The sequence below is a fragment of the Roseovarius sp. MMSF_3281 genome (assembly GCF_030733685.1).
Taxonomy (GTDB): domain Bacteria; phylum Pseudomonadota; class Alphaproteobacteria; order Rhodobacterales; family Rhodobacteraceae; genus Roseovarius.
Genome location: NZ_JASHIM010000001.1, coordinates 23,195 through 47,718, shown reverse-complemented (window position 1 = coordinate 47,718; position 24,524 = coordinate 23,195). Strand labels below are relative to the sequence as shown.

General features: G+C 58.6%; 33 protein-coding genes. 20 read left to right on the top strand and 13 right to left on the bottom strand.

The features are described 5' to 3' along the window. Positions 1-9: 9 nt before the first annotated feature. The 7 genes from RBB32_RS00335 to RBB32_RS21310 form a co-directional block, all read right to left on the bottom strand. Entirely contained in the window at positions 10-1,071 is a 1,062-nt protein-coding gene (locus tag RBB32_RS00335) for a hypothetical protein (RefSeq protein ID WP_306150681.1), read from the bottom strand. Between the two features lie 246 nt (positions 1,072-1,317). Next, positions 1,318-1,566 (bottom strand): hypothetical protein, encoded by a 249-nt coding sequence (locus tag RBB32_RS00330; RefSeq protein ID WP_306150680.1) that lies wholly within the window; start codon positions 1,564-1,566, stop codon positions 1,318-1,320. Next, on the bottom strand, positions 1,535-2,458 hold the full coding sequence (locus RBB32_RS00325) for a helix-turn-helix domain-containing protein (RefSeq protein WP_306150679.1): 924 nt from the start codon (positions 2,456-2,458) through the stop codon (positions 1,535-1,537). The genes RBB32_RS00330 and RBB32_RS00325 overlap by 32 nt, the downstream gene beginning before the upstream one ends. Further along, positions 2,455-3,906, bottom strand: coding sequence for a DnaB-like helicase C-terminal domain-containing protein (locus RBB32_RS00320; protein WP_306150678.1), 1,452 nt, complete (start codon positions 3,904-3,906; stop codon positions 2,455-2,457). Before RBB32_RS00320 ends, RBB32_RS00325 begins: the two co-directional genes overlap by 4 nt. After that, complete coding sequence (locus tag RBB32_RS00315) at positions 3,869-4,267, bottom strand: hypothetical protein (RefSeq protein WP_306150677.1); 399 nt, start codon at positions 4,265-4,267, stop codon at positions 3,869-3,871. The genes RBB32_RS00320 and RBB32_RS00315 overlap by 38 nt, the downstream gene beginning before the upstream one ends. Before the next feature lie 134 nt (positions 4,268-4,401). Next, positions 4,402-4,734 (bottom strand): hypothetical protein, encoded by a 333-nt coding sequence (locus RBB32_RS00310; RefSeq protein ID WP_306150676.1) that lies wholly within the window; start codon positions 4,732-4,734, stop codon positions 4,402-4,404. Beyond that, the gene (locus RBB32_RS21310; protein WP_371930999.1) at positions 4,727-4,990 is read right to left on the bottom strand and encodes a helix-turn-helix domain-containing protein; all 264 of its coding nucleotides are present in this window, start codon (positions 4,988-4,990) and stop codon (positions 4,727-4,729) included. The genes RBB32_RS00310 and RBB32_RS21310 overlap by 8 nt, the downstream gene beginning before the upstream one ends. Here RBB32_RS21310 and RBB32_RS00305 point away from each other — a divergent pair. From RBB32_RS00305 to RBB32_RS00215, 19 genes are all read left to right on the top strand, one after another. Further along, complete coding sequence (locus RBB32_RS00305) at positions 4,989-5,417, top strand: helix-turn-helix domain-containing protein (RefSeq protein ID WP_306150675.1); 429 nt, start codon at positions 4,989-4,991, stop codon at positions 5,415-5,417. The two genes, RBB32_RS21310 and RBB32_RS00305, sit on opposite strands and share 2 nt — an antisense overlap. Before the next feature lie 248 nt (positions 5,418-5,665). Continuing rightward, complete coding sequence (locus RBB32_RS00300; protein WP_306150674.1) at positions 5,666-6,646, top strand: PD-(D/E)XK nuclease-like domain-containing protein; 981 nt, start codon at positions 5,666-5,668, stop codon at positions 6,644-6,646. Beyond that, positions 6,643-7,161, top strand: a complete 519-nt coding sequence (locus RBB32_RS00295; RefSeq protein ID WP_306150673.1) for an HNH endonuclease — start codon at positions 6,643-6,645, stop codon at positions 7,159-7,161. Before RBB32_RS00300 ends, RBB32_RS00295 begins: the two co-directional genes overlap by 4 nt. A 95-nt stretch (positions 7,162-7,256) precedes the next feature. Continuing rightward, the gene (locus RBB32_RS00290) at positions 7,257-8,270 is read left to right on the top strand and encodes a recombinase RecT (RefSeq protein WP_306150672.1); all 1,014 of its coding nucleotides are present in this window, start codon (positions 7,257-7,259) and stop codon (positions 8,268-8,270) included. Continuing rightward, complete coding sequence (locus tag RBB32_RS00285) at positions 8,267-8,620, top strand: LexA family transcriptional regulator (RefSeq protein ID WP_306150671.1); 354 nt, start codon at positions 8,267-8,269, stop codon at positions 8,618-8,620. The genes RBB32_RS00290 and RBB32_RS00285 overlap by 4 nt, the downstream gene beginning before the upstream one ends. After that, positions 8,617-9,018, top strand: a complete 402-nt coding sequence (locus RBB32_RS00280) for a nuclease domain-containing protein (RefSeq protein WP_306150670.1) — start codon at positions 8,617-8,619, stop codon at positions 9,016-9,018. The genes RBB32_RS00285 and RBB32_RS00280 overlap by 4 nt, the downstream gene beginning before the upstream one ends. Further along, on the top strand, positions 9,015-9,275 hold the full coding sequence (locus RBB32_RS00275; protein ID WP_306150669.1) for a hypothetical protein: 261 nt from the start codon (positions 9,015-9,017) through the stop codon (positions 9,273-9,275). The genes RBB32_RS00280 and RBB32_RS00275 overlap by 4 nt, the downstream gene beginning before the upstream one ends. A 125-nt stretch (positions 9,276-9,400) precedes the next feature. Next, the gene (locus RBB32_RS00270) at positions 9,401-10,450 is read left to right on the top strand and encodes a hypothetical protein (protein ID WP_306150668.1); all 1,050 of its coding nucleotides are present in this window, start codon (positions 9,401-9,403) and stop codon (positions 10,448-10,450) included. Positions 10,451-10,677: 227 nt separating this feature from the next. After that, positions 10,678-10,989 (top strand): hypothetical protein, encoded by a 312-nt coding sequence (locus tag RBB32_RS00265; protein ID WP_306150667.1) that lies wholly within the window; start codon positions 10,678-10,680, stop codon positions 10,987-10,989. After that, entirely contained in the window at positions 10,986-11,186 is a 201-nt protein-coding gene (locus tag RBB32_RS00260; protein WP_306150666.1) for a hypothetical protein, read from the top strand. The genes RBB32_RS00265 and RBB32_RS00260 overlap by 4 nt, the downstream gene beginning before the upstream one ends. Further along, positions 11,183-11,503: a hypothetical protein gene (locus RBB32_RS00255; protein ID WP_306150665.1), complete on the top strand. Its 321-nt coding sequence runs from the start codon at positions 11,183-11,185 to the stop codon at positions 11,501-11,503. The genes RBB32_RS00260 and RBB32_RS00255 overlap by 4 nt, the downstream gene beginning before the upstream one ends. A gap of 83 nt (positions 11,504-11,586) precedes the next feature. Further along, positions 11,587-11,859: a hypothetical protein gene (locus RBB32_RS00250; RefSeq protein ID WP_306150664.1), complete on the top strand. Its 273-nt coding sequence runs from the start codon at positions 11,587-11,589 to the stop codon at positions 11,857-11,859. Positions 11,860-12,094: 235 nt separating this feature from the next. Further along, entirely contained in the window at positions 12,095-12,268 is a 174-nt protein-coding gene (locus RBB32_RS00245; protein WP_306150663.1) for a hypothetical protein, read from the top strand. A 4-nt stretch (positions 12,269-12,272) separates the two neighbouring features. Next, on the top strand, positions 12,273-12,671 hold the full coding sequence (locus RBB32_RS00240; RefSeq protein WP_306150662.1) for a Lar family restriction alleviation protein: 399 nt from the start codon (positions 12,273-12,275) through the stop codon (positions 12,669-12,671). After that, on the top strand, positions 12,668-12,856 hold the full coding sequence (locus RBB32_RS00235; RefSeq protein WP_306150661.1) for a hypothetical protein: 189 nt from the start codon (positions 12,668-12,670) through the stop codon (positions 12,854-12,856). Before RBB32_RS00240 ends, RBB32_RS00235 begins: the two co-directional genes overlap by 4 nt. Further along, positions 12,853-14,418 (top strand): hypothetical protein, encoded by a 1,566-nt coding sequence (locus RBB32_RS00230; protein WP_306150660.1) that lies wholly within the window; start codon positions 12,853-12,855, stop codon positions 14,416-14,418. The genes RBB32_RS00235 and RBB32_RS00230 overlap by 4 nt, the downstream gene beginning before the upstream one ends. Beyond that, positions 14,408-14,728 carry a hypothetical protein gene (locus RBB32_RS00225; RefSeq protein ID WP_306150659.1) on the top strand — a complete coding sequence of 107 codons (321 nt, stop codon included), beginning with the start codon at positions 14,408-14,410 and terminating at the stop codon, positions 14,726-14,728. Before RBB32_RS00230 ends, RBB32_RS00225 begins: the two co-directional genes overlap by 11 nt. Beyond that, complete coding sequence (locus RBB32_RS00220) at positions 14,728-14,937, top strand: hypothetical protein (RefSeq protein WP_306150658.1); 210 nt, start codon at positions 14,728-14,730, stop codon at positions 14,935-14,937. Before RBB32_RS00225 ends, RBB32_RS00220 begins: the two co-directional genes overlap by 1 nt. Before the next feature lie 3 nt (positions 14,938-14,940). Further along, positions 14,941-15,168 (top strand): excisionase family DNA-binding protein, encoded by a 228-nt coding sequence (locus tag RBB32_RS00215; RefSeq protein WP_306150657.1) that lies wholly within the window; start codon positions 14,941-14,943, stop codon positions 15,166-15,168. A gap of 141 nt (positions 15,169-15,309) precedes the next feature. Here the strand turns inward: RBB32_RS00215 and RBB32_RS00210 are convergent, their stop codons facing one another. Next, the gene (locus tag RBB32_RS00210) at positions 15,310-16,272 is read right to left on the bottom strand and encodes a site-specific integrase (RefSeq protein ID WP_306150656.1); all 963 of its coding nucleotides are present in this window, start codon (positions 16,270-16,272) and stop codon (positions 15,310-15,312) included. A 314-nt stretch (positions 16,273-16,586) separates the two neighbouring features. Here RBB32_RS00210 and RBB32_RS00205 point away from each other — a divergent pair, with 314 nt between their 5' ends. After that, a complete protein-coding gene (locus RBB32_RS00205; RefSeq protein WP_306150655.1) occupies positions 16,587-16,868 on the top strand; it encodes a hypothetical protein in 282 nt (93 codons plus the stop codon). 347 nt (positions 16,869-17,215) lie between these two features. Here the strand turns inward: RBB32_RS00205 and RBB32_RS00200 are convergent, their stop codons facing one another. The 5 genes from RBB32_RS00200 to RBB32_RS00180 form a co-directional block, all read right to left on the bottom strand. After that, positions 17,216-17,542 (bottom strand): hypothetical protein, encoded by a 327-nt coding sequence (locus RBB32_RS00200; protein ID WP_306150654.1) that lies wholly within the window; start codon positions 17,540-17,542, stop codon positions 17,216-17,218. Further along, positions 17,539-18,192 carry an N-acetylmuramoyl-L-alanine amidase gene (locus RBB32_RS00195; RefSeq protein WP_306150653.1) on the bottom strand — a complete coding sequence of 218 codons (654 nt, stop codon included), beginning with the start codon at positions 18,190-18,192 and terminating at the stop codon, positions 17,539-17,541. The genes RBB32_RS00200 and RBB32_RS00195 overlap by 4 nt, the downstream gene beginning before the upstream one ends. A gap of 120 nt (positions 18,193-18,312) precedes the next feature. Next, positions 18,313-18,687 (bottom strand): hypothetical protein, encoded by a 375-nt coding sequence (locus RBB32_RS00190; protein WP_306150652.1) that lies wholly within the window; start codon positions 18,685-18,687, stop codon positions 18,313-18,315. A gap of 72 nt (positions 18,688-18,759) precedes the next feature. After that, positions 18,760-20,229, bottom strand: a complete 1,470-nt coding sequence (locus RBB32_RS00185; RefSeq protein ID WP_306150651.1) for a hypothetical protein — start codon at positions 20,227-20,229, stop codon at positions 18,760-18,762. Between the two features lie 13 nt (positions 20,230-20,242). Then, complete coding sequence (locus tag RBB32_RS00180) at positions 20,243-24,523, bottom strand: phage tail protein (RefSeq protein ID WP_306150650.1); 4,281 nt, start codon at positions 24,521-24,523, stop codon at positions 20,243-20,245. Position 24,524: the final 1 nt, after the last annotated feature.

Here is a 24,524-nt window from a genome sequence, read left to right as displayed (position 1 = left end):
GTGCTCGACTCATCCCATGCACTCCCCGCCATTGGCCTGACAAAGCGCGTCCTCGTTGTCGAAAATCCAATCGCCCTGGTTTTCAACAAATCGCCGAAGTTCCGCCCGTCCGTATCGCTTCGAAAATTGGCCTGCGGATCGCGGCTGATCGATCATGCTGAGGATCACGCTGGACGGAACGGGACGCCCATACGCCTCACGTAGCTTTGGCCCGATCTCGCTATCTGCCGTTACGATCCGGCGCAGCCTTTGCCACTGTGAAAGCGCTGGCCACATCGACTGAATGAGGTTTTCCGCGCACTCCCACCACCAAGCCAATTGTGGATGGTCACGATGGAATGCCGCGACATGAGCCTCACTTTTGAGAAAGCAGCCGTTGCAATTCCCGAGCCAGCAGTTCCCGTTCACGTTCGGCAGGCGAAGGTCAAAGGGCTGACCCTGCCAGAACTGCGCCACGACCCTCTTGGTCACACCGGCATGGTTCAGCGGCTGCCAGACGGTCCAGCGGTCTTTGAACTTCACGCCTTCCTGCTTGATGCGGCGCGGCTCATCGGCGCGCAGGCCGACGCAGTTGATCCATTCGACCCAGCCAAGCGACATGAGAAACCGCTTGGCCGTTCTGACCTTCAGTTCGACGGTGCAAAACCGACTGTTCTGGTTCGGCAGGAACTTCCTAAGAAGGATCAGCGCAAGGAACGGTTCGCCATTGCGCGCGCAGCTATTGTGCGACACCCTGTTGAACCCGGCGGGGTTCATACTGCGCGCCCACCACTCAGCGAACGACGCGGCATACTCCGTCCCGAAATGGCGCTCGACAAGCTCGTATTCTTCCGGTTTCAGCGCGCGGCGCGGCGCATATTCGAGCCAAACAATTGGAACACCCCAGCGATCACCGCATTCCTGAACGAAATCGAGCGTCTCCCACATTTCCAGCCCGGTATTCTGGAACGTGACAACGGCCCGTTCTGGCAAAGTTCCATTGGCCCGCAAAAGCTGAAACAGCATGTAGGCAGACGTGCGCCCACCACTGAACGCGATCTGCACGTTGCCGTCTGGGATCAGGTAAGACATCTTCACAGACTCACCACCATAAGCGCTTCCTCGATCGCGCGCTGGCGGCATCTGGCCCACATACGCTGCTCGACTGACCGCCAGCGGAGATCACCGGCACGGATACGGCGCCGCGCCCTGGCAAGCCGCTGGCGCATGGGCTTCGGAACGGCTGGCCAGTGCTTCCCGCAAATCCATTCATCCGCATCTGGAAACCTGCGTCTGGCCGCCGTGCGCTTGCAGCCGGGGCATAGGCAGGTCAACCGATCAGTCATGGGCCAATCGTAGCGGCATACGATTTTGATCGTGTCGCTCAAGCGCAAGCTCAGCACAGCGAATGATCCCCATTTCCTTTCTAGCCCGCTGGGAAATATCACCGGGCAAGGGCCGTTTTCGGCGATCCGGGTTGTCCGCGCCGATCCACCACTGGCATGCCTTCTGGATCGCCCAGGCTGGCAACCCGTTGAGTTCGTCAACCCAATCATCAGCGATGCCCTCCATCATCGCCGGGTCCATAGCCGAAACGAAGTATTGGTTGAGAAGAACCGCCACACGGCCGGCAATCCATTTCGGCGTTGCCGGGCATCGCATGCGTTTGAGTGTGTTCCTGACCTGATCCGCTTCCGCCTGATCGTTTAGCGGCCGATCTAGCAAATCCCGCCATGAGGCTTGAATGTGGCTCGCCTCTTCGGGCGTCATATGCGTTGTTCTGTGGCTGACTTGGTTCAATGTCATCCTCCCATCCTCTCTGATTAAGCCAAGGCTCTGGGCCTTTGCCGTATCCGCGCAAAACCTGCGCATCCTGCGAATATCGAACGGCCCCTTCGATCAACGTCGACTCGGGCACGCCGTCTTCGACTAGCTTTCGATATTTTTGCTCAACCTTTGCCCGGCCCTTCTTGGCACCACCACGATGAGGGTAAGCATCCCAGAACTCTTGGAAGCGAAGAGGTTGAAACTTCCCATGCGCGCCATTGACGGTTCCTGACGGTTCAATGACGGTTCCTGACGTTTCGGGTGAACCCCGTTCGGGGGTTTTTGCTTTCGTGTTCGGGGGGTGGGGTGAACCCCGTTCGGGGGTATATGTCTCCGGGTTCGGGGTGAACTCCGTTCGGGGGTATCCTTCCATCTGGTCCAAAAGAGGTCTTGGCTCGGGTATCACGCGGTACAAATTGGTGCCCTTCGGACCCTTGTTGATCTGCACATCAAGGTATCCCCGATCCTCAAGCCGCTTGACGATCTTCTGCACCCCGCGCTCCGTCACTCGGGCTAGCTTGGCAATGCGTTTCAGGGATGGATAACACCGGCCTTCGTCGTCAGCGTGGTTCGCTAACGCCAGCAAAACAGAAACCTCGTAAATGTCTGTTAAGTCGCCATCATAGACGGCTGACATGATCTTGATGCTCATATCAGTTGGTCCTCTTCGCGCGCTCGATCTTTTGAAATGTGGCAAAGGCCGGGGTCGATGTACGCCCGCACAGTGCCTTCTGGGCCTGATCTCTGCTTTGCCACGATCAGGTCCAGGTCTTTGGCACAGCGCTCGTACTCGGCGCGCAAATCGGCTTCTCGCTCGAAATCATTGCCACCGCGAATGGCCGAAAGCTCTTTTTCGAGATAGTAGGCGTGGCGGTAGCAGAACATGACAACGTCCGCGTCCTCTTCGAGCGATCCGCTTTCCTTGAGGTCGGACAGCATGGGTATCTTGCTCTCGCGACGCTCAACCTCACGGCTTAGCTGCGCCAAGGCGATCACCGGCAAGTTCATTTCCATGGCCAAGCTCTTGAGCATGTCCGTCGCTTCTGAAACCCTTTCGCGAATGCCCATGCGAGGGTCATCGGACGCGATGCGCTGAACGTAATCCACAACGATCAGCCCCAAGGGTGCCGCCGTGCCATCAAGTTGCTGCTGCGCGCGTCGGGCCGCGGCTCTGAGGCGTGACACCTTTCGAACATCGCGCTCACCAGTAATGATCGGCAGGCTTTCCTGTCGACGCGCTTCATCGACAATCAGCCGCATTTGCTCCTCGGACAAGCGGCCGTTGATCATGCTGTTGTATGCGACTTGGTTGCCCTCTTCCGCCAAACCTTTCGACAGAAAACGCTTACCCAAGTCTTCGCCTGACATTTCCAGTGACGCAAAGAAGACACCGACATTGCCCATTGCGGCCGAATAGGCGATGTTTTGGGCCACCGTGGTCTTCCCCATCCCGGGCCTTCCGGCCAGCACAAGCAAATTCGTGGGCCGCAACATGCCGATCTTGGCGTCAAGTTGGGGCAGCCCTGTCGACACGCCAATCGCAGTTTCGCCTTGGTATGCTATGTTGATTTCATCAAGGGCACCGATCACTGACGAAAGGTGCGACCGGATCAGTGGTTTGACATTAGAGTTGGCAAGCAATCCACCCGCCGATGTCTCAATCTTTTCCGCGATCTCGGATACTGGCTTTGCGGTGTTGATGATCTTCTCATGCGCATCGCGCATCACATCAAGCAGGCGACGCTTGTTGGCGTTATCCGTAACAATCTGTGCGTATTCAGCAATGGCAAAGCTGCTGATCGCAGATGCCGCCATCCGCACCAGATAACCGCCGCCGCCAATCTCGCTCAGCCCTTTGTGTTGGCTCATTGCGTGATTGATCGTAACCGGGCTCGCGATTTGATTGCCCTCAATACGATCAACAATAGCGGCGAAGACATCCGCATGAACAGGATCATAGAAATCGGCCGCGCTTATTGCCCCGTCAATCTTCTGGATTAAGCGGTTATCCATAAGTAACGCGCCAAGGATTTGCTGCTCAGCTTCAATTGAATGAGGCGGCTCAGCCTCGTTTGGATTGAAGCTCCTCACTTCTTGCATCGAAGAGTCCCTTTGGCATCGAGGCCATGCCTGTCAGCTTTGCTCTCGCAAACTCCCATACTGCACAGGCATCGGCTTCGTTATCGTTCTTGACATTCCAACCAAGCGAACGGCATCGGGCTATCGTTCTGGCCTTCGCCACGTCACGGCGTAGTCTGCCATGACCAATGAAGTGTTTGCGGATGCTCGGCACGGCGTATTCGCGCACCTTGAACCCCATCTGGTCGCAGATGATCATAACCGCGGCCCGGTCGCCCATGGCGAGCTGAATGCGGCTCTGTGCGCCCCCGCCACCAGAGGCAATCGCCTCTTCGATCACGACCACGTCAGGGTTCACTCGTTTGATCAGTCGCTTGGTCATTCCCATGGTATTTCGAAAGCGCCGACCATGCGGCGCCCCCGGTTCACTCAGACGCTCGGTCTGGAACGTCGGTGCGCCATTGGCATCGCCAAATGCGCAACCCGTCGCCGTCGCAAGATCGAACGCCAGAATGATCATTCCGTCGGCCCGTCTTCGCCAACGCCGTCCAGCATGTCGTGCATTTCCTCACGCCACTTGTGCTCAAGCATGGCCTCGAACATCGGCAAGAACGTCCGCATGAAGTCCGCTCTTGCGGTTTCTGACTTGTTTTCGATGGTGCGGATCGTCGCCAAGGCCGCGTTGTTCCAGCCCTTCTCGTCGATGATGCCCTTGATCCGCGACCGCAAAGAACCCGTGGCCTCGGAAACCGAATGTTGCTTGTCGCCAAGCTCATCGAGAAACGATTGCAGTTCCTCGTAATCCACGTTGTCAGCGCTATTCTTATGCGCATTTCCTCCATCAGCCATTTGCGTTCTCCTTTGTTTGGCTTGAATTATTTATCGCTCTCTGCGATATTCCTTGGCCCGGGGTGAAGCTGTCGCCCCAAAAGCTCATTGGGATTTCACCGTGCGTTTCTTTGAAGATGTTGTACGCCACAGTGTAAGACGGAAGCCGAACGCCTCTCGAAATCTCGGAGAGGTAGTTCTGCGAAATACCGATGCGCTTTGCGAAGTCTGTCTTCGTTTGCCCAGTATTTTTCAGGTATCGTAGGAAAAGTGACATGAACTTGAATATCGCACATAGCGACATTTGTCGCAACACCAAAAGTCGCTATAATCGACTCCCCCATTCGGGCGGATGTCGCTATATGAACGGCATGAAGCTAAGACTCAAAGAATTGCGCAAAGAAAAGGGCTGGACGCAAAGAGAGGTCGCCGAGAAGGCGGGTATCTCTTTGTCGTACTACACTGAGCTTGAGCTTGAGAAGAAACAGATCAACGCAGGACGCATGGAGGCAATCGCAAAGGCCTTTGGCGTCCAGCCATTCGAGCTTATCCGCTCGAATGAGGCCGGATCACTTCATGAAAAGCTGCGTGAACTCAATAAAACCCTCAATAAGCTCATGGAGCTTGATGAGAGTCATGTTGATGAAGTCGCTGATTTCGCGAGCTACAAGTTGGCTCAGGGTCGCAAGAAAGACGAGCGGTAGCGTCTTTCAAAATTTCTGCGACATCCTTTTCGTTGAGCCTCAAAACGGTTGCCCATATCCGCGCCGTTGCCATGGCCATATTCCATCCCCCCCTCTGAAATATTCGTAGATGAATAACGCAACGCAACGTTGCACACGTCAATAGCGAGATCAAGAGTCGCAAACAGCGATTTTTTCACCCACCCATTATTGACATATATATCGCTATATGCGACGTTTGTTCCTGTTATATTCGACGGGAGCATGCCATGCGCGACATATCCAACTTTCTCGTGCGCGACTTGAAAGACGACGAAAAGATCACCGAGCCGGGGTTTTACCGGATACCCATGGAGCGCCACCACGGCCAGCCATGCGACGGCGTCAGCGTCACAAGCTCAGTCTTGCGAAAGATGGAGATCCAGACCCCGGCAGATGTTTGGGCATTTCACGGCCTAAATCCAGATCGCTATGAGCGAGAACAAACCGACGCACTACGCATGGGCCGAGCGATGGCCGCGTTCATCGAAGGTGGTCCGGAAGAATTGGAGCGTCACTTTCGCGTTTTACCAAAGGACAAGCCGAAAAGACCAACCGAAGTGCAGTTGACGGCGTTCAAAGAGGGCCGTGCAAGCGACGCCGCGCTCAAGTCGATCTACTTCTGGCAGAAGGTCGAAGAAGACCCGCGCGACATCGTTACGGAAGCCGAATGGGAGTTGATCTGCAACATGGGCAAAGTCCTGGCGCAAGATCCAGCTGCATCGGCCGCGCTTGGCGGAGAGCCAGAGATCACGATGGCTTGGTACGACCACGAAACCGACCTTTGGTGCCTTGCACGTCCTGACCAGACCAGCTTCGACGGCATGCTTTCGGATTACAAAAAGGTGAATACGCAAGGTCGGCCGTTCAGTTACCGCGTCTGCGATAACCGGATCACCGATCACGGTTACCATCAACAGATGGCCTTCGCTCGAGAAGGCTTCGTATCGTTGATCGGCGAGGAACCGCAGCAGGTAGGTCTCGTGTTTCAGGTCGATAAAGCGCCGTACCACGTGATCCTGCGCGAAGTCGATGAAGAGGCTCTTGCTATTGGCGAATTTCAAAACCGGCGCGCTCGTCGCCTGTTTCGGGAATGCCTCGACAGCAACAACTGGTGGGGCCCGGGCGAGGATATCGGCGCCTACCAAATGCCAAGCTGGTTCCGCGAACGGCTAATTGAGGAAATGCAGACTGCTGGGGTGGCGCCATGACCATCAATTTCTTTACGCGGCACGCCGACAAGATAGTGCCGATCTCCGAGTGCGGCTGCTGGATTTGGATCGGTGCGACCGACACGGGCGGATATGGGCAGGTTTATTGCGGCCGACTTACCGACGCAGGGAACAAGGTACCAGAAGGCGCCCATCGCATTGCATATGAGGCAACATTTGGTCCGTTTGATCAAAGTCAGCACGTATTGCACCGGTGCGATATTCGTTCGTGCGTTAACCCAGATCACTTATTTCTCGGAAATCAGATGATCAACATGCAGGACATGGCGGCAAAAGCGCGTAGTTGCTGCGGCGAAAATCACGGAATGACACATCTGACGAATGAAGATGTCATTCAAATCAGGACCGCTTATGCCGCTGGCGGAATCACCTATGCCGAGATTGGAGAGAGGTTTGGCCTAAAACCTTCGACAGTCGGCGCAATCGTTCGTCGGCAGAGCTTCAAATACCTGCCTTCAAGCGAAGAAACCAACACCGCTGGCGTCACCCCGTAACGAGATCGCTGCGTCAACCACCTGCGCAGTGGGCCGGGGCACAGTCAACCATCCCCAAGACCGCCCCGGCCACCCTAACAACTGAGGAAACCGTGATGAAAGTAGACATGAAGCCCGAAGATCAGATCGAACCGCGCCAAGTTGGCGATGCGGTTCCTGAAATTCAATCGCTCGATCCCGGCCTTGGGCAATACCAGTTCGGCGACCTTGCGCAGTTCGTGGAGTTCTCGAAAGTGATGTGTCAGGCTGGGGCAATGCTGCCGGAACACGCGCAGCGCAACCCGGCGATCTGCCTCGCGCTGACGATGCGCGCAGTGCATTGGGGATTTGATCCCTTCGCTCTCGCCTTTGAGAGCTTCCAAGCCAAGAACGGCGGTCCCATTGGGTTTCAGGCCAAGGTCTTTACCGCCGTGATGCGCAAGGCAGGCGTTCGGCTGAGCTATCGCTACGAAGGTACGTTCGAGAAAACCGGCAAGCCCGTGAAATCGGCCAAGGGCAATGTCGTCGCCCAAAGCGGCGCTGTGGGTGACAGGAAGTGCATCGCCTATCTCGAAGAGGACGGGCGCGTACTTGAGTACGAAACGCCGACGCTTGACGAGATTACGATCAAGAACAGCCCGCTCTGGCACAACGATCCAGACCAACAGCTTGCCTATTATGCAGGCCGCGGTTGGGCGCGACGTTTCCGCTCTGACCTCATGCTTGGCGCCTACTCCGATGACGAGGTTCAGGACATGCGCCAGATGCGCGACGTGACACCGAAACAAAACGGCTTTGCGCAACTCGGGCAGACCGCCCGCGAAAAAGCCTCCACAGAGGCGAAACAGGCGTCCGACCCACAATCCCCCTCGGGCGACGACAACGACACTCCTGCGCCCGATCAGGACGCCCAAGACGGCGATCAGGAGCAATCCACCACTCACGACGACGATGCGCCCGAGGGGGAAGTCGAGATCGACGCGGAAAGCCCCGCCTACCAGATGGGCGCCGAGGCGGCGAAGGAAGGTTTCATCAGCCGGGATCAAGGGCCGTTCAACGGCAATGACGAGGCAACCGTTGAACAGGCCAACTGGCTGGCCGGGTTCGATAGCGTGGAGAACACAGCATGACCCCGCAGCAACGCAAAGCATACGACTTCATCGTCGCCTTCTACGAAAAGCACGACTATTCACCGAGCTTTACCGAGATCGCTGATGGTACTGGCCTAATGTCCAAGTCCAGCGTTCACCGCCTTGTTGGCGCGCTACAGGATCAAGGACTCATCGTTCATACGCATGGGCGCGCCAGGTCGATCACGCCCGTGCAATTCTTGCCCGGGCATATCAGCGCCGAACGTGCAAAGGAGATCGCGGATTACATCAACGATGTGCTCCGTGAGCACTACATCGGGATGCGCGACGAACAGTCTGCGTTGATGGCCATGCGGTCGGTGCCGGAAATGCTGGGGGTCAGGGAATGAATTACCGCCCTCACCTTCTACCAAAGGTTCGATCCGAAGCCCTGACCAATGCCATCGGCGGCAAGATCGCCGGTCAGCACTTCTCAGCGCCCATGCCCTGCACAGTTCGGATCTCTGGCCTCGTGCCCGGGCACCGTTGCGCGGATCAATCGACCGTCGTTGCGGCGCATACCGGAAACCTTGGCAAAGGCGTGTCAACGAAGGTCAGTGATATTGCCTGCGTTGCTGCCTGCATGGCCTGCCATGACCTGATCGACGGGCGGGATAGCCGCTGGTGGTGGCTGATGGATAACCGCTGCTTTGAAACCATGAACCGGATCATCACCGCGCAGCACGAAACGCTGGCCATGCTGATCGAGCACGAAATCGTTGTCGTCAAAGGGGGAGAGTTGATTTGAGCAAACCCTACAAGCCGCCCGAAGCGAAAATCGAAAAGCTGGTACGCGAACAATCGCCCAGACAGTTGGCTATTGCCTATCTGCGCGCATCGCGCCGCGCAAGAAATTCAGAGGCCGCATTCGAAATGCTCGTCAGCATTACGGACGCAACAGACGAAGTCAGAAACGGCAACGGCGAAGGCGCTTCCCAAAAACTCAAAGACGCTATTCGCACAGCCCGCAACCTCAATGAAACCAACGAAGGAAGCCAGTCATGAATGACCAAACCACAATCGAAACCAGCACCGCCTTAACGCTGCCGGATGCCGAAGATTTGCCATCGCTCTTCCAGAACGGAGAAATCGACAAAATCCTTGGCCGTATCGTTGAAGAAGTCGACTCGATGGCGCTGGACGTGACCACGGCAAGAGGCCGCAAGGAAATCGCCTCGATTGCCCACAAGGTCGCGCGATCCAAGACCACTCTGGACAAGGCCGGCAAAGCCCTGACCGATGACGCACGGGCAAAGATCGAGGCCGTCAACGGAGAGCGCCGGAAGGTTCGCGACACGCTGGACGACCTGAAAGAGCGGGTACGCAAGCCGCTGGATGAATGGGAAGAGAAGGAACAAAAGCGCAAGGCCGCTCTACAGGAGCGCATGCAGGCTTTTGACAAGGGGCGCACCTACTGGAAGATGTCGACCGATGACATCCGAGCAGTGATCACGGAAGTCGAAAACATCGCTATTGATGAAAGCTGGCAGGAAATTCGGGGGCTGGCGGAAGAGGCGAAGGCCGAGGCCTTGGAGAAATACCGTGCCGACCTGTCCAACGCCGAAGCGCGCGAAGAGCAAGAGGCCGAACTCAATCGACTGCGCGCTGAAAAAGAAGAGCGTGAAGCCAAGGAGCAGGCCGAGGCCGAAAAACGTGAGCGCGAAGAGCAGGAACGCCGCGCCAAAGAACAGGAGGCGGCCGATCAACGCTCTCGGGCCGAGTCCTTGATCGCTGACATTACAGAGGTCCGCAACGGAACTATTGGCGGACAGTCTCAGCCATATGGCGTTCTGATCTACGAATTGGAGCAAAAGGTGCCCGAGGCAATGGCCAGTGGCCTTGGTGACCACAAAGATGCCGTTGAGGCCGTAAGGCTGGCTGGCATTGACCACCTAAAAGCTCAGATGGAGCACGACGCAGAGAGGCAGTCGCGCGCCGAAGAGGAAGAACGTGCCAAGGCCGAGGAAAGGGCCCGCCAAGAGGCCATTGCTGAGCAAAAACGCAAAGCTGATGAAGCGGCCGAGGCTGAACGTAAGGCGCAAGAACGCCGAGAGAAAAACAAGCGTCATCGCGAAAAAATCCTGCGCGAGATCGGCGAGGACATCGCATCAATCGACGCCGCCGACCTGCCGGGCGCCATGCTGGAAGGCAAGGTGCGGCATGTAACGGTCAACCTCTGACCAAGTCAAATCCGAGGCGATCAAAATGAAACGCTTACCTCCGCGAACCAGTATCACAGACAGCGATATGCCGTTGATGGAACTGCTACGCCCGCTCTCTGCAAAGGCGCTGCCTCGCCGGGCTTTAGTGTCAACATCGGGCGCACTCATGCCTGAAACCAAGGCGCGCAAGATCGTAAACGATCAATCCGTTGGAGCCTACAGCCACCGTGGGAAGGAAAACGATCATGGGGCCGCGTGATCATGAAAAGGAGCATGTGCTTTGGCTGGACCGTTTCTACGGCGACCCCACTGCCCGAGTCTGCCGGAACTTGGCCGATGCGGCTTGGCACTACGCCGAGGCTCTTGAAGGCGACAACACGCTTGGGGCGGTCGTTCTTCGTGTTGAGCGCGGCGACAACCTCCATGTCCAGAAGTTGGTCGACGTGACAGACGAAGCCAATCTGACGCTTGCCCGTCAGCGCAACCGCTGGCCCACCGACCCAAGCGCGCAGGCGAGGCTCGGGTTTTACGAAGAATTGAGGGCGAGGGGCGAATGACCGAGTGGGAACAAGATCGCCTGCACATGGGCTGGGCAATGCCTGCCGCCCCGTGGTGGAAGCGCCTGCCCGTCATACGCCACGCGCGGGCCGTACTGATGTACGCGGAGCTGCGGGAAATCGAGAAATCAACTGGCTATCCCGAAACGCTACGGCGGTGGGTGGCCTTGGGAACATGGAAGGGGAAAGAGGGATGAAGAATGACCCTGAAATTCTCTCGCTATCCAATGACGCGCAGGCCGTTCTGGCTGGCAATTGGATGCTGGGAAAGAACATGACGCTGACCCTGCAAAATCAGGAGTACGCCCTTTCAAGGCGCGGAGAAAAGGCGATGCGAGAACTGATAGGAGCTGGGATGATAAGCTGTGAAAAAGCTGACGATGGATACCCGGAAAGCGCCACATATCGCCTCACAGATTACGGCGCTGACCTGAATTTTCAAAAGTCCATGAAATGGATGAAGGAACATGGCGGGTTCAGTCTCGTGCAAAAAGTTGCGGAGGCAGACCAATGACACATGATACCAAAAGCGGGCCAGCGTTTCCAAACCCTGCCCTCGCATACGAAGGGTGGTGCGGATTTGACGGATGCGAAGGTATGACCCTTCGCCAACTCGCCGCCATTGAGCTGCGCGTCCCTGACAGTGGGACCGAGTGGCTTGACGATATGATCCGACAGGCCAAGCGGGATGAAATTGCGAAAGCGGCTTTGGCGGGGATGGATGATTGGGTGCCTTGGCCGGATGGCGTGACTTCCGTAGAGGCGGGTGATCCGAGGATCGACATGCGCAAGCCAGAGGCGCAGCGTTCTCGCGCCAGATGGGCCTACCACCAAGCCGACGCCATGCTCAAGCAACGGGAGGGCGAGTGATGCGCAAGCTGTTAATCGCTGGCGCTGCCAGTCTGGCGTTGGCCGGTATCGGTCACAACATGCCGCCTGCGCCTGTTACGGTCACAGCGTCGGAGCGCCTTGAGAGGGAGCACCGTATCAAGCGACGTGAGAACAAAAAATTATGGCAAAAACGGCGGCGCAGAACCAAGCGCAATTGCTACCACCGTCTTAGCTGGTCACAGCGAAAAGGGCGGCTGTTCAAGGGGCATAGGCCATGACCCGCAAGCAAGCGCCTGCCGACCGCTACGGCAACACCCGGATATCTAAGATCCGCAAGGCGGTGAATGACCTGCGCCGCGCAATCCAGAGGGAAGGCACACAGGACATTCAGGTCGCATGGGATCGCCTTGAGCCTTGGATTGATGCGCCGATTTGGAAGGAGGAATGATCTGATGACGGATAAGATGAAGTCATGTCCGTTTTGTAGGAATGACGGAGCATCAGAATACTCCTTGAATGTATGTAAGGTCGCGACAAGACACGTAGGCTGGAACTATACTGTTGAGTGTACAAGTTGTGGGACGGAAGGGCCATATGCGTCTAGCGCTGATCGAGCCATAACCGCATGGAACACCCGCGCCAACGCCGAGGCCCTGAAAGCGGCGGATGAACTGGCGGAAGACCACAAGCAGACACGCGAAGAGATTTGCGAATTGGCAGATTTTTTCCTGCATAGCGAAGGGGCCAACAAAGAAGATTGCGCCAAGGTTTTTGCAGACCTTCAACGCGCACGCCTTCGGATGGATAAGACCCTCGCCGCCTACCAAGCAACAAGGGGAGAACGGGAATGAGTTATAAAGGAAGAGTGCCAAGCGATTGGTGTGAGCCAGATTGGGCCAACGCTCAAAAAGTACACGACTGGAAGAATTACGCAGGCGAACGGCTACGTGACGTGTGGCCTTCACTTTCGCACGAAGCAAAAAAGGCTATCTCAGAAACGCTTGATGATGTTGCAGGCCGTGAGGAATGGGAATGACTGACACAGACACAAGCGTAGCGGCGGTTGAGCGGCTTATCGAGATTTATGCCCGCCCATATGGAAATCCTACGGTTGCCGAGCGATTTGAAACGGTTGAGGCACTCCGCGCCCTCCTCACCGAACGCAATGCAGCCCAAGCACGGGCCGAGCGGGCGGAGGCGGCTTTGCAGAGCATGTTGACCCACGTTCAAGACGAGGTGTTCGCATTAGGGCAAGGTGAAGTTCATCCCGCTGACATTGGTCCATCAGTTACAGAAGCCCGCGCCACCCTCGCCCAGATCGACGCCGAGCCTGCCGGGTGTGATTGCGAGAGTAGCAACCAGCCCGATACGACCGGAAATATACCAGAGACCATACTTGATCCTCGCCCATACTTCGATTTCACGACGAAAACGGTTTGTGTTGACGCCTGTATCGCTGAGCAGATCGAGGCACTTTGGAGAGCCGGTGTCTGGACGCGCGGATGTTGCTGCGGTCACAACAAGCGAGGGCCAGAGGTATTCCTTGACCGAGCGGAGGATGCCAGGAAAGCCGCAGAAGTCCTCGCCGGCGACTCGCGTGAGTGGAAGATCATGATTTGGGCAGGGAACACCCGCTACAAGACTGCGGGCTTCGCCACCACAGGAGCCGAGGAACGCTGGCGTGAGGACGTAGAGAACGCCTGCCCACATTGCGGCGGTTCTGGCCACAAGGGCGACGTGTCCGAGCCTGCCGGGGTGAAGGTGAAGCCGCTGGAGTGGAAGGACAACAAAGCTTCTACGCCATTTGGTGACTATTCTATCCACCAGACGCCAGATGGATACGAGGTCATAGACCCCGAGGGCGAAGAAATTGTCCATGTGGGATTTAATTCTGACCCAATACGATCTGCTTATCGGCTTGCTCAAGAATTCGTCCAAGCCGATTACGAACAGCGCATCCTTGCCGCCCTCGAACCCGACCAGACCCACCGCGAAGGATGGAAGCAGGCGAAAGAGGCGGCGGCGGAAATCTGCGACAAAAGGGCCAACGAAGGTAACGGGAAGGGGGCTTTATTTGGCACACAAAAGCGCAGCCGAAGCCATCCGCGCCATGCCATATCCGGGAGACAGCGAATGACACAGAAAGCACCTGAGCGGATTTGGGCGTTTCTGACAAATGACGCTGACGATCCCGGCCATATGTTCGGATCATGCTGGACGCGAGAACGCGATGACCATGAACCCTACGTCCCCGAAGACCACCACAAAGCCGCCGTGGCTGCGGCCTATGAGGATGCGCGGAACGCAACAAATTATGTGTCAATTCATGGCCCCGTTGGAATCATCCTGCTGAACGTTGAAGACTACATCCGCGCCCGCACCCCCGACGACGCCACCGAGGCGCTTGAGGCCCGTGACGAGAGTGTAAAGCGCGAGGCCCGGAACAATGCGCTGAGGGAGGCGGCAAGCGTGATTGGCGCAAAAGTTGGCCACAACGGGGATGTGCTAGACTGTCGGTGCGGATCGTGCGTTGCGCGTCGAAAAGACCATTCTGCAATCCTCGCATTGATCACGGAGGACCAGAGCGATGGCGAATGATTTGGTGAAGCGACTGCGTTCGTTAACAAACTTCCCCGACACGGCGACCAGACAAGCCGCCGACCGCATCGAAGCCCTAGAGGACGAGAACGCGCGCCTCAAAGAGTATTCATTTGTGGTATCAAAAGCACTCACCAGTCTAACCGTTGGCGGCTCGGAATTCTTCACCACGGACAAGCGGTTTGGCTTCTATGAGGCCGACATTCCGGCGTGCGTGAAAAACATTGAATGGCGCATGGAGCAACAGCGGAAGTTTGGCGAGGCAAGAGCTCACGCCGCCCTGCGAGACACCGGAAAGGAAGGTGAGTGATGGGCGATAACGATGATTGGGCCGCGCTCCATAAGGGTGAAACACGCAAATTCTTGCGCTCGTCACTTTCTGGGGCGGTTGGCCCGCATATTAGAATGGTTGGGATTGAGGGGCATCTAACGGCTTCGGATATTGTTGACGAATTGATTACGGCTGCCTTGGTCGTTGCTATTGCCGTCCACCACACCCCGCCAAGCACGGAGGATTGAGGTATGAGCATCGACGCTGAAATCCAAAAAGCTGTTTCCGCCGCCGTCGCGCCGCTCGTGAAGGAGGTGCGCGACCTGCGCCGCCAAATCGCCCCACCCAAAGAATGGATCACCGTGCCAGAGGCCGCGCGGCAAATGGGTGTCCACGAAAGCACAGTGCGCCGTAAGATCGCCGCCGGTGAGATCGAAACGAACGGCATGGCCGGCAAGGCAAGGCGAGTGCGGCTGTGAACTTTCACGACTGGCTCAGGCGCCAACCGCGGCTATTCTTTTGCCCGATATGCCTGAACCACGTGACCAAGTGGCACGAGCACCATGGGCCTTGCTGGAAATGGCGCCCGGGTATGAAAGCCCCAAAGCATGACTGCCAGTTCAATCAAGACGCTTCGCAATGTCCTCGGCCGACTCTCGATAGTAGGTATTGCTCAAGATGCGCAGATCGCGATGACCGCTGATCTTGGCCAGCGTCAGCACATCGACCTTTCGAGATAAATTCGTCAGCGCATAGGCCCGGCTGTCGTGAAACCTAAGCCCCTCGATCTCGGCCTTGGCCCGTATTGATCGAAACAGCGCATCCATCTGGGCCGTGTTGAGCCCAAACACAGGGTCAGCATACGGCAGTTCCCGCAGAAGCCTCACCGCCTCGGCCGTCATTGGCACATCACGAGAATGGCCGTTCTTGGTCTTCGGTAGATGGGCGACCCTTCGATCCAGATCGACATTACCCCAGGTCAGACCGACAATCTCCCCTGCCCTCATGGCGGTTTCGCAGGCAAAGCGGAATGCGTGGAACACCCGCCCCGTGGACGTGGTCAAATCGTCACCCGCCACATAGGCCAGACGCTCGATCTCGTCATCTGTTGGAAGCCTGTCGCGCGGTGGTGGCTCAGCAGGCTTCCTGACGCCCTTCGTGGGACTGGACTGCATCAAGCCCCATTCCTCGACCGCCTGACGCATAACAGCGCCCAGCAATCCCATTTCGCGGCGTACAGATCCGGGCGCGACTTCCTGCAATCGAGCATCGCGCCATGCCGCGACATCTTTTGCCGTGAAATCACCCAGACGGTGATGACCGATCTCGCGTTGCATCCGCTCAAGGCGCAGAATTTCCCACCTGTGCCCGCGCTTCGATGGAGACACCTCGCGGGCGTACCGATCAAGCACTTCTGATAGCCGCATTGAGGCAGCGACTTTCTCACCATTGGAGATTTTGTATTCCTCGCGCGCCGCCCAATCCTTGGCAGCTTGGCGCGTTGGGAATACCTTGCTCTTGCGAATCCCTCGCCGAGCGATCTGTGCGCGCCATTGCTTTCCGTGCTTGCTGATCGACGCCATGATTCCCCATGAATGCGTAAATATGGGGAACGTCGTGCGCGAAAATGCGTATACATGGCAAGCGCAAGCGCGGCTTTATACAGCGTTATCCACAGAAAATAAGCGTTTTCGAGCAAATATGCTCATCAATGCGCGGAAACGTGGTGCCCAAGGTGAGATTCGAACTCACACGATGTTGCCATCGGGGGATTTTGAATTTAGCCGACTTCGCATGAATTTAGAGGCTTAGATGTATTACGCCCCCACAGACATAACAAGAACGAATCAAGAAAGTGGGATCACCGCTCAATGCAAAGTACATAAGGCTGAAATCCATGACAGACCTTGACCAACTACACCACGCCATACGGGCTTGCGCCGCCCGGCACGGGATCAACGAAACACAGCTTGCCGAAGCGGTGATCGCCCGCCGCCAAAGGCTACGCTACCTGAGCGACTTGACGCGACGCGCTCAAATCGAGGAGCGGATCAAACGCAACCATAATGCCCTGATCCGGGCCATGATGTCAGCGCAGGAGGGCACCAAAGCCGTAGAAAGCATAAAAAAACTTGGCGTATCTCTCGAACGTATGAACACGATCAGCCGCACCCCCTGACCCCCAAACACAAAAAAGCCCCGGCCACGCGGGCCGGGGAAGTTGAGATTTGGCAGGGACAGCAAAGCCGTCCTTTGGGCACCTTTCCTGTTTGAATGGAATTACAGGTGAGCGACCCGATAGCGCATCAACCGGGCGGTTGATTTCTTGGCAGGACGGACACTACCCCCTCAATCCACTCAATCGCCCCACCGTGCCGCGCCACGCATTGCGACAGGTTCACACGGTCGCGCCGCCACAGGGCTTCCTGCGCGCGCTGTGTGGTGGCGGTAGAGGGTATCGGGGCGGGTCCGTCCGTGCTTTGGGTTATGACCGCATCAGGCGGGTCGATCTGAAGCCGCGCCGGATCACCTGATCCGGTCGAGCCTCCGCAGGCTGTCAACAGAAAGGCCGGGACTATCGGCCAGAGGATCGTTTGCAGCTTCATCGGCAAGTCTCCTTTCCAGTTCCGTCATGCGCTCCTGCGCGGCCATGAGTTCAATGGCGAGGCGCTTGGCGCGTGCAGCGTTGGCGTCAAAGCCTTCTTGCGTTTCGGCGGTATCTTCGGCCACCTCGGCGCGGCACTCCTGATACCCTCGGTCCTTGACTTCGACGTAGATCCACCAGCCAACGCCACCCACAGCAAGCGCCACGAGGATCGTAGGGACATATCGGAACGCCAAATCGGGGATCATGCCGCCATCTCGCGCGGCATTGCTTTTGCAATTTTGGCCCTCAGAACATCGCCCACCTTGATTGCGCCCCCGGGCTTATCCATGCCGGGCAGCCAACGCACATCCCACTTCCCGCGCTGCCACACGCCCAGCGTCGGTTCCACCTCGGCATGGGTCAGAACGGTATATCGGCTCAGGGGGATATCGTAGGTCAGGCAGAAATCAGCAACCGTTACTGCAAGGACATTAACCATCTGCCTATTGAATGGTGCCGGGCCGGGATCAAACGGATGCTCCTGCGCACCGATCATACCGTCTATCGCCACCCCGATCGAGCCAGTGTTCAGGCCGCGCGTGTGCGCGACATAGCGCCCATCGGTGCAATCGGCATTGGCCTCCGGCTTGAGATAGCCCAGCATCACGCGCAGATCATGCGTGACCGTGGCGTGATAATGCTGAAGATCGGACTCGCTGGCCCCCTCACCGCTGACTGGCCAATGAATGATCACCCGGTGCAGGCCGGACTCGTGAAAGTCGGCCCGGATACTGCGTCCCTGTTTCCAGCGAAAGGCCGCCATCGCGCGGCGGGTTTTCCGCCCCATCAGGCCATCAATCGGGCCGGGGTCAATGCGATAGGCGGCAAGCCGCGCCTGAATGTCTCGGGTATTCATACCGACCTCCTCAATTGAAAAAGGCGGCCCAGATGACCGCCCATAGAATAAGACCCCAAACCGCCCAAGACCCACCGGCCCGAAACCGCTTGTACCCCTTCGATCTGACAACGCGTCGCGTCATGCCTTACCCCCTCCCAACAGCTTGGCCGCCGCCTTGAACACCGCCGGGCGAAGGTTCTGCACCGCGTCATGCCCGAAATAGGCCACGCCAAAAGACACCCCCGCCAACATCAGCGGATGGTCGAATATCCCGCTGGCCTCGGCCTGCATAAGCGCGGTAATCAAAGCCCCGCCAAGCACACCCACGATCAGGTTGAAGATCAGAACCCCGAAGGCCGCCCGCCACTTGAACGGGTCGATCTCCGAGGCGGCCAGCCCGGCCCCGATCAGGGCCAGCGCCACGGCCAAGCCACTTGTGCCGTAGGCCTGGAAAGACCCCGCCGCACCCATCACGCCAAAGGCCACCGGCCCCACGGCATCCACCTGTTGCATTAAACCACCTCGTTTTCTGAATTTGCTGCGCGCGGGCGAATTACCCGCCTTCAATGGCAGGACCGTTAGCCATCACATCCGGTCCATCAACTCGACCACGCCTTCCGGTACATCCGGCCACACCGGATCATCGCCGGATGCGACAGCAGCGCGGCAAGCGTCCACCATGTCCTTGCGCCACGACACGGCGGCCTTCGCGACGGCAAAATCGCCATTGGTCAGCCCGGACAGAGTTTCGGCCTCACCCTCGTTACCTCCACGCAAGACTTCCGTGGTGTAAGCCACCATGGACTGCGCAAGGTTGGCCTGCGCCTGTTCGGATGCGACAGCAAGGATGCGCGCGCCACATTCGGCCTTGATCGTATTGACGCCCCGCTCACTCACTATGGCGTTCAGGGTGGCGGCGTCGATCTGCGAGATATCCGGGGCGGTCTCGCCCTCTTCTTTCGCCTCCCAAAAGCGCAGCATGACAAAACAATCGGCTGGCACATCCGCCGGGGCACCATCCGCGCCAGAGGTGAACACATGCAGATCGCCGGCATGGAAAACAGCATCATCAATGCCGCAAATCTTCGCGCCGTTCACATCGGTTGCGCCGCGCTTCTGCCAGCCCTTGACGGCCAATGGAGGCACGTTGGACAGCACATAATGCCCCAACCCCGCGCGCGTCATTTGCGCGCCCACCGGCGCGTTGGGTTCTTCGATCCGATCCGGGTAGATGCGGATAATCGGCGAGGCTTCAAGGATGAAGCCGGACCCGTCAACGGTCGTGTTGCCCGTGTCCCAGGTCATACGCCAAGCTTCCCACACCCCGCCATCTTGCGTCCGGTGATACTTGTTGCCAGCCTCGGACGCCGGAAAGAATGCGCTCAAGGTCTGAACTGCAACCGCCCCGCTCCAAAAATTTGATTCCAAAGGCCCCGCGATATTCGAGGCTGCGATGGATGGCGTGTTGACCGTGGCGGTTGTGACGCGCTCCACGCAGCCCGAAACGGGCGCATCACAATCCGCAATATCGGGTCCGATGCCGCCCACGCCAAAATCGCCAACCTTGGTAAGCCGATTCGACGTGGTGTCTTTTTTAGTCTGGGTCACGGCATCGCCAGACAAGGAGGGCACCTCCAAGCCTCCGGTCGCCGCGATGAGGCCAGCCGCCTTGCGGTAGAAGCCAAGGTCGATCTCACCGAGGAATGCGATCCCCGGCTCAGCCGCATCACCATCCCCGAAGCGGCCCGACAGCGCGCCGTCCTGCACCGCCTCTATATCCGCGATCAGCTCATTGACCGCCGCCGCAAGCCCCGTCTTGACCGCCCCCATCGGGACCAGGTGGTAATCCACGCCGCTCTTGCTGGACCCCAAAAAATTCTCCATCAAGATTAACTCGGTCGCACTGACCACCTCTTGCACCACGCCGACCGGCGCTCCGTCTACCCAGAGTAGGTAGCCTCCCTCTATATTGCCCCACCACGAAGTGCCGCTCCCCGTGACCGTGGCGCTGCCATTGGTCAGCGATACGGTGCCTGTGCTGTATGTGATTGCCATCTTTGATCCTTCTCTATTTCACGCTCTTTTCCGCCGTGATCGCCGCGTCGCGATGCAAGGCGTCGGTGTATGAGGATGGGGGAAGGTTCGCGATCCCTTGAATACGGACCTCCGCGTCATCGTATTTGCCGCCGATCAGCCGGGAATAATCCCGGTTTTCCCATGTCGCGAATGACCCCGTGCCAAGCACCGGCACCCCGCTCCAGTTGCTCCAGACGCCCTCGGCGTAGAACCGGATTTGACAGCGCGAGTCGCCCGAGGCCGTGCGCCGGAAAACAAAGGCCGTGACCGTCCAGATTTCATCAATCGCCACCGGCCCCAGCGAAATCTGGCATATCGTTTCCCAACTGCCGGTCGATGGCAGCATGATCTCGCCTTCATTGGCTTGGTGAACCCGATCCGTCGCCGCGCTATCCGCCAGTGCGGCCCGCTCGATGACCTTATGCGCCTCGATCACGCCATCGCGGCGGATTTGCCAGCCGGATACGCCCGCCTCGAAATTGTCGGACTCGATTGATTGACCGGCGAAAATCGCGTTCTGGGCCAAGAACGTGCCCTCCACCTCGACGTCGCCATCAAGCGTCAGGTAATCGCCAGACCAGCGGCCCGTGACCTTCGGGCCGGACTCCCCGTCAGATACGCTTACGACCTCCAGCACGTCTTGCTCGTTCAGCCGCAGGACATGGGCGGCTTCGATGCCGTCAACCGTGGCCTTGGCCGTAGCCGTGGCCGATGCCATGGATTCCAAATCTTGGAAGCTGGCCGAGACCACCTGATCGACAGCAGCCACCGCCCCCGCCGCCGTAACGCGTGTTGCTTGCAGACTGGAAATGTCCGCCGAGTTGTCACCCACGTTGCTGCTCAGACTTGTCACCTGACCGGCGAGCGAGGTGATATCCCCCTCGGAATTGGTGACGCGCGTATCAAGGCCGGATATAGCAGACGCGTTGCCGCTTGCCGTTGATTGCGCACCGTCCGCCGCAGTCTGGGCCGTCGATACGTCTGATTGAAGGGACGTGATATCGGACGATTGACTGGTGATCTGGCCTTCGGCGTTGGTTACTCGCGTGTCCAACCCACTTATGGCCGAGGTGTTTCCATCGGCGGTAGACTTCGCCCCATCGGCGGTGGTTTGGGCCGTCGATACGTCTGATTGAAGGGACGTGATATCCGAAGCCAAGGCGCTGTCGGCGTTCGACCTGGCAGTTTGTTCCGCCGTGATCGCCGCCGCGTTATCACCTGTTTCGGTCTGCAAGGTCGCAATGTCGGATGCCAAAGCGCTATCCGCATCGGCACGCGCCGTTGCCTCGTTTGAGATGGCCGCCGCGTTACCAACCGCTTCGACCTGCAATGTCTCGATCTGCTCAACCTGTGCCGCGTCGGCCTCGGCCAAGGCCGTGGTGGTCTGCTCGAAAAGCGCCTGGTTATCATCCACGACCGCCGCCAGTTCCGCGCGCTCCTGCGCCTCGGCCTCCAAGTCCTCGTTGACCTTGGCCGTGATCCGCCGACGCCCCAAGGAATCCGCCGCGCGTGTCGCGTTGTCACCCTGCCAGCTTTTAATCAGGTCGATCACCCGAGCGTCTTCAGCAAGTTCGATTTCGTCACGCTGGCGGCGACTATCTGAAACCGTGAACTGGATGCTCGGCACGTCCAGAGCATCCATCGTGATCTCAACGTCTGACGTGCGCGCCTCAAGCGTGTCGAACTCCGAAGTGGTCACTCGCAAGGCCAATTCGTCTTCCGCACTGGAAAGGCGCGTTGTCACCTCGGACATGGTGACGAAAGACCCCTCTACCGTCAGCGTATCGCTGATCGACGTGATATCGCCTGTGGCTCCGTCCAGTGTGGTTTCGGCACTGGTCAGCCGCGCCTCGAAATCTTGAAGGATCGGGAGTTGCGACGGGTCTGTCAGCGCCTCGGTAACCCTCCAATCGACATAGGTGGTCGTTGCATACTGCGTGATCTTCGAGGCCAGCGCATCGACGGTGATCTCCACCTGCGACTGCCGATTACCAAGCGCCTCGATCCCGCTGATCTTGACCAAACCGCTTTCCGGCTCAACGTAGACCCCGGCATCGACCATCCGCTTGCCGATGTTAAAGCTGGCAATCGCCGCTTCGACCAGGTCATCCTCAAGGTCCGACGCGGCTTGCTCCACCGTGGTCAGGCGGGTTTCATCGAATTCAAGACGGTCCTGAATGGACAGGCGCGGCAAACCGCCAACCGTCCCGCCGGAAGGCACCCCGATATCGCCAAGCGCACCGATCACCCGGTCGCGCAACTTGGCCACAGTCCCCTCGGCATCCTCGAGCGCATCGTCGTGGCGCTCGAAGGCGGTGGTGATCGTATCGTTGATATCATCATCCAGATCACCCGCCCCAAGGCGCACGTCCGGGGTGGTCACATCCTGCCACGACGTCCAAAGGGTACGCAGGCCCGGCGCAGCGAAACGCACCTGCACCTGGTATTCCACGGCGGGCAGGATATCCTTGATCAGCGCCCCGCCAAGTCCCGCGCCATCAACGCGCCCCTCGCCCGCAACCTCGCCTGTCGCCTTGACACGCAAGCGCCAGACAAGCCCGGTGACCGCATTGGTGTCGGGCGCATCCCACTCGATCCCGATGGCCGGGCGGCGCGCATCTGCGGCCCCATCGCTCACCGAAGTGCCACGCACCTCGAACCCCTCCACCGTGATCGGTGCTGGCCGACCATCGGCAATCGTGCCCGATTCCGGCGCGGTGTAATCGGTCTGCGGCTGCCAGCCGTCGTAATCCTCGGGGTCCACCTCGGTCAGCGTGACGGCCAGATCGGCGTTGGCCATATCTCCCACGGTATCGACGCGGAACCGCTTGTCGGCAAACCCGTTGCGCTGCGACGTCCATTCGATGAAATCGCCCGGCTCAAGATCGCCCACGTTCGGCGGCAACGACCCCGAGAACATCCGCGCCCGCCGCGCCTCGTTCAGCGCGGCCTGCATGAGCCGCTGCACCTGCTCGGCATAGGGTACGACCGCGAATTCCACAGTTGTCGGCAAGCGGCGGTTATCGTCCTGCGCCTCGAAATCCGGGTTGTAAAGCGGCGGCGCGTCGTTGGCCTCCCACGCCTGCGCGGGGTCGGGATGAACGGCGGTGACCGCGTTCACGGTTTCGGCCAGCGGCTTGAACGGGTCAAAGACCTGTTCGGCATCGATGCGCCAATCGGCATCGGTGATCTGGGTCAGCACGGCGCGCGGCTCCCCCACCTGCACCCGCATGCGCGTCCCGGCATCGGCAAAGCGCCCGTTGCAGGCCATGGCCAAATCTTCCAGAACATCGGCCACCGGCGTATCCACCGTGATCTCCAGCCCCGCCTTGTACCGCGCGGGCGCATCCGTGCTGCCGTAAACCTCGATCTTTTCGGCATCGGTCATACCGGCCCAACCGGGCGGGGTCGTATCGCACAGGTCCGCCTCGGCAATCATCTCGGCGTCATCCCACGGCAGGGGGCGCTGCGGCCCATAGAACCACTGCCCGCCATATTCAAAGCCCTGCAACACCCGCCGGATCAGCAGGATCGGGTTCACCGTGGCCGAGGTGCCGCCGCGCGGATCGTCCACCGGCAGGCCGTCCAACTCGAATTTCGCTTTGGGATTGCCGCGCCAGAAATCCCGGTCGAACTTCACGGTAAGAACCGCATAAGCCACGCCATAACCGATCCGATCCGCACCATAGGGGCGCGCGTCGGATGCCACGGTATTTACAAGGAAATCATCGGCCTGCGTTTGCGTGCCGTCGTGGAAGCGCACCCACGCGCGGGGCTTGGTCTCGACCACGGTTTCATATTCGTAATAGCCATGCTCGTGCCCACCGGGCACCCACGTGCTTACCGTGCGTTCGGTTTCCTCGGAAAAGGCAGGCAGGGGGTAACCCTTGCCGTCCGGGTCAGGATTTTCCCAGTCGATATCGCTGCGCTCGTCATCAAGGAACACGGCGCGCAGCCCTGCAACCGGCATATCGCTCAATGCCAAGACGAAGGTGTTATAGTCGTTGGCCGAACCACCCCATTGGTTGTGATAGACCAGCGAGGCCGCCGTGGCTGTATGGCCAAGGATGATCGACCGGGGCACCTCGGCCCCAAGCTGCAACTCCCCGGTGATCCCCGCGCGCTTGCGGGTCGGCTTCTTAGGCCCGAAAAACGCCTGCGCGACCGCGTTCAGCAGAAGGCCCGCGCCCAGCTTGAACAGGCCCGCGATAAGCGGCGGGGCCGAGGCCAGGAACGCCGTGACCGCTGCGACAGCCGCAGAAATGAACCCCACG